The 2,692-nt window shown below is 40.9% G+C and carries 5 protein-coding genes and 1 pseudogene; all 6 read left to right on the forward strand.

The window, feature by feature from the left end:
- Window positions 1-185 precede the first annotated feature (185 nt).
- Complete coding sequence (locus QQK21_RS21715; RefSeq protein ID WP_284194264.1) at window positions 186-524, forward strand: helix-turn-helix domain-containing protein; 339 nt, start codon at window positions 186-188, stop codon at window positions 522-524.
- A gap of 223 nt (window positions 525-747) precedes the next feature.
- Window positions 748-879: a hypothetical protein gene (locus QQK21_RS21720; RefSeq protein WP_284194265.1), complete on the forward strand. Its 132-nt coding sequence runs from the start codon at window positions 748-750 to the stop codon at window positions 877-879.
- 9 nt (window positions 880-888) lie between these two features.
- A complete protein-coding gene (locus QQK21_RS21725; protein ID WP_284194266.1) occupies window positions 889-1,068 on the forward strand; it encodes a hypothetical protein in 180 nt (59 codons plus the stop codon).
- 270 nt (window positions 1,069-1,338) lie between these two features.
- A complete protein-coding gene (locus QQK21_RS21730) occupies window positions 1,339-1,554 on the forward strand; it encodes a hypothetical protein (RefSeq protein WP_284194267.1) in 216 nt (71 codons plus the stop codon).
- A gap of 206 nt (window positions 1,555-1,760) precedes the next feature.
- The gene (locus QQK21_RS21735) at window positions 1,761-2,018 is read left to right on the forward strand and encodes a hypothetical protein (RefSeq protein WP_284194268.1); all 258 of its coding nucleotides are present in this window, start codon (window positions 1,761-1,763) and stop codon (window positions 2,016-2,018) included.
- Between the two features lie 14 nt (window positions 2,019-2,032).
- A pseudogene (locus tag QQK21_RS21740) lies at window positions 2,033-2,589 on the forward strand (IS6 family transposase); the annotation flags it as partial.
- Window positions 2,590-2,692 lie beyond the last annotated feature (103 nt).

Consider the following 2,692-nt stretch of genomic DNA (forward strand, 5'->3'; position numbering starts at 1 on the left):
GCGCTCCTGCCTTGGAACTTCAAACATTAGTAGTATCACCCCGTGGTATCATGGGGCGGATACGGTTGATGTTCGTACTCTAGATCACATTGTGGTTGGTACTGAGGGAAGTTACGCTTTTTCTGAGCATGGCTTAATGTAACGATAACAGCGCGGCATGATGTGTCGCGCTAAGGTTTTTTATTATGAGTGAAGATAAAACTTTATACGGAAAGTTTGACCATTCGATGACGCTAGATGATTTAATTGAATCCAAATGCGTCTTACCTTTGAGTAATCCTGATTATGTACCACCTACACCTGAACAGATAAAGTTGTTGCGAACATATCTTGGGCTGTCTCAGGCAAAACTTGGCTATTTTCTTGGTAAAACAGTAACCCCAAAAGGATGCTCAATCGTTCGTAAATGGGAAACTGCAAACGACAAAAAAGAACATCGTGAGATTGATGCTAACGCATGGCGAAGAATGTTATACGCTGCGGGGTTAGCAAGTCCATCTGATGACATTAATCAAGTTCTTTAAACGCAAGTTTTTCTCGAAAACTGATTCATAGAGGTCAAAAATTGTGATCAAAAAAATGCCAGTATCAGACCTAAATCGGGGTTTATTTGAAACATCTGTCAATCCGATTGGCACTTACAAAACATCGTGGATCATACAATTGCGTAGAAAGCCTCACAAGTGCCAATTACCCCGTGGTTTTGGAAAATTGTCAGGCAAAGACATTTAAGAGGGAGATGAAAGTATGACTGAATTTGAACAGAAAATGCTTGAAGAAGCACAGAAGCAAACCGCGCACTTGACCGTGATCAAATCAATAGTTGTCGTAATTTGGGTGTTTGTGGCTGTTGGCACAGGCGCGATGTTCACGCTATGAGGGGTAGATATGAAAAGAAGATTTTTAGCAATGATGGTTGTATTTGTGTCTTTTTCCGGAGGCTACGCCGTAAACTCATATACTACAAAAGCTAAATTTAAACAGTGCCTTATGAAATCTGCGGAAGTTGACAATGAAAAAACTTGTATAAAGAAGGTGCTTGACATCACGGGTAGCAGCAAGATTTAAACTTATAGGGGAAGGATACGTACATATGAGCGAAGTTATTTGGATCGTCGGTATATCACTATTTTTTAGATTCATATTTATCACAATGACCGATAAGGAAATGTGTAAATTAAAAGATGTTGTTTACTGTGCCAATTATGGAATCTGTTTAAATGTGATTATTTACGTATTGCCAGCAACATTTGTGGCATCTTTCTTTTGGATAGACACAATGTAGCCGTTGATGCTGAATGCGAAAATGTTCTAATTTCATAAATCAGGGGAAAGGGTATGGCATTTCCAGCCAGATTTAGTACGAGTTTTTGCCATTGGCATTTGTCGAGTTATCGCGCAGAAGATTTAGACCATAAGCCTTGTGAAATGGTGTCTTTTTCATCGTGGCACTCAAACACGTTGGTCGGTGAAACTTTTGGTCGGTTTTTATGTGCTATCGCTGCGTGGGCTTTAGATAAGTATGTAGGAAAGCACGAAGTTTTAGGGGAATAAGGATGTCTAATGTAATACAACGATTAGCTAACAGAATAGCTCTACCATTTAATCTGATATCATTTTTCGGGGTTTTGATAAGTGGTTGGGTTACTTGGCAAAATTCTGGCTTTAACTTTACTGTATGGCTTCCTGCTGTATTAGTGGATATCAGTCTGAGCATTAGTGTTTGGGCAAAGTCATCTTAAAGAGGGGGAAAGTGGACAATGAAGCCATTCGTTAAGACAGTATTAGTGTCATTCACTTTGTTCAGTGTTTTTGTATTATCAGCACCAAAATTAGCTGAGTTCAACAGTGCAACACCATACGTTCAACAACTGTTTGGGGTTGAAACTGTTGCGCAATACATTCAGCTTAATAAACCTGAATCGGAAACCATTTTTGGTAATTATATGGGCGCTGCAATTACGGTTCTGTCGCAAAACTTTGCGTTGTCGGTTAAAATTCGTTCAATCTCTACCTAATACTCTGAATCTCAATGTTTAAAGGCTGCCACTTTCCCTCTGAAATCATTCTCGAAACCCTCCGTTATTACCTGGCTTACAAACTCAGTTATCGAGAGATTGAAGAAATACAGAGAGAGCGTGGTGTCACCGTTGACCATGCGACTATCAACCGGTGGGTTATCAAATTTACGCCGATTTTGGAGCATAAAGTCAGACGCAAAAAGAAGTCGGTATCGAGTTCTTGGCGAATGGACGAGACCTACATCAAAATCAAAGGCGAATGGTTTTATTACTATCGAGCCGTTGATAAGTTTGGTGATATTATCTTAGCCCAACTCGTGATGAAGCAGCCGCTAAAACCTTTCTGAATAAGGCCATTGCCCAGAATGGGTTACCTGAGAAAGTGGTGATTGATGGCAGCCATGCTAACCATTGTGCACTGGATGCGATGAATGTTCAGCTTTGGCTAACAGGCTACTTCATGCTGTGTCTGATAGACATTTGCAATATCAAATATCTGAATAATATCGTGGAGCAAAGTCATCGTTGGGTGAAGCAGAAAACCCGGCAAGCTTTGGGATGGAAATCGGTCGAAGGGGCGACGGCTTCACTTCATGGTCGAGAAATGTGGACCATGTTAAAACGGGCGCAGATCGAGGTGGAGGGCGAGAGCGCGGTAGACCGATTTTACG

It is taken from the genome of Vibrio zhanjiangensis, from assembly GCF_030161235.1.
Taxonomy (GTDB): domain Bacteria; phylum Pseudomonadota; class Gammaproteobacteria; order Enterobacterales; family Vibrionaceae; genus Vibrio; species Vibrio zhanjiangensis.

Coding starts and splice junctions, on each gene's coding strand:
- QQK21_RS21715 (WP_284194264.1), top strand. CDS start 186: ATGAGTGAAGATAAAACTTTATACGGAAAGTTTGACCATTCGATGACG.
- QQK21_RS21720 (WP_284194265.1), top strand. CDS start 748: ATGACTGAATTTGAACAGAAAATGCTTGAAGAAGCACAGAAGCAAACC.
- QQK21_RS21725 (WP_284194266.1), top strand. CDS start 889: ATGAAAAGAAGATTTTTAGCAATGATGGTTGTATTTGTGTCTTTTTCC.
- QQK21_RS21730 (WP_284194267.1), top strand. CDS start 1,339: ATGGCATTTCCAGCCAGATTTAGTACGAGTTTTTGCCATTGGCATTTG.
- QQK21_RS21735 (WP_284194268.1), top strand. CDS start 1,761: ATGAAGCCATTCGTTAAGACAGTATTAGTGTCATTCACTTTGTTCAGT.